Here is a 1,303-nt window from a genome sequence, read left to right as displayed (position 1 = left end):
AGAGGTCCGGATTTACCTAAACCTCAAGCCTACGCACTTGAACCTGGACAACCGTCGCCAGGCCCACCTAGCCTTCTCCGTCCCCCCATCGCAATTGTAAGAAGTACGGGAATATTAACCCGTTTCCCATCGACTACGCCTTTCGGCCTCGCCTTAGGGGTCGACTTACCCTGCCCCGATTAACGTTGGACAGGAACCCTTGGTCTTCCGGCGAGGAGGTTTTTCACCCCCTTTATCGTTACTCATGTCAGCATTCGCACTTCTGATACCTCCAGCAGCCTTTACAGACCACCTTCAACGGCTTACAGAACGCTCCCCTACCCCGCAATCAAAGATTGCAGCCGCAGCTTCGGTTTATAGCTTAGCCCCGTTACATCTTCCGCGCAGGCCGACTCGACTAGTGAGCTATTACGCTTTCTTTAAATGATGGCTGCTTCTAAGCCAACATCCTAGCTGTCTAAGCCTTCCCACATCGTTTCCCACTTAGCTATAATTTGGGACCTTAGCTGGCGGTCTGGGTTGTTTCCCTCTCCACAACGGACGTTAGCACCCGCTGTGTGTCTCCCGGATAGTACTTACTGGTATTCGGAGTTTGCAAAGGGTTGGTAAGTCGGGATGACCCCCTAGCCTTAACAGTGCTCTACCCCCAGTAGTATTCGTCCGAGGCGCTACCTAAATAGCTTTCGGGGAGAACCAGCTATCTCCAGGTTTGATTGGCCTTTCACCCCTAGCCACAAGTCATCCGCTAATTTTTCAACATTAGTCGGTTCGGTCCTCCAGTTGATGTTACTCAACCTTCAACCTGCCCATGGCTAGATCACCTGGTTTCGGGTCTATATCCAGCAACTGAGCGCCCAGTTAAGACTCGATTTCTCTACGGCTCCCCTAGTCGGTTAACCTTGCTACTGAATATAAGTCGCTGACCCATTATACAAAAGGTACGCAGTCACCCCGAAGGGCTCCTACTGCTTGTACGTACACGGTTTCAGGTTCTATTTCACTCCCCTCACAGGGGTTCTTTTCGCCTTTCCCTCACGGTACTGGTTCACTATCGGTCAGTCAGGAGTATTTAGCCTTGGAGGATGGTCCCCCCATGTTCAGACAGGATATCACGTGTCCCGCCCTACTCGATTTCACTGATGATGAGATGTCGGTTACGGGGCTATCACCCTTTATTGCGGCACTTTCCAGAGCCTTCACCTGTCTCATTAAAAGCTTAAGGGCTAATCCAATTTCGCTCGCCGCTACTTTCGGAATCTCGGTTGATTTCTTTTCCTCGAGGTACTTAGATGTTTCAGTTCCC

General features: G+C 51.0%; 1 rRNA gene. It reads right to left on the bottom strand.

Going from position 1 to position 1,303, the window contains the following annotated elements:
• Positions 1-1,303, bottom strand: a 23S ribosomal RNA gene (locus ACXAFJ_RS20330); the annotation flags it as partial.

It is taken from the genome of Vibrio sp. ABH4_348 (assembly GCF_056159765.1).
Note: the sequence above shows the minus strand (reverse complement) of the source record. Positions and strands in the feature narration are given on the sequence as shown.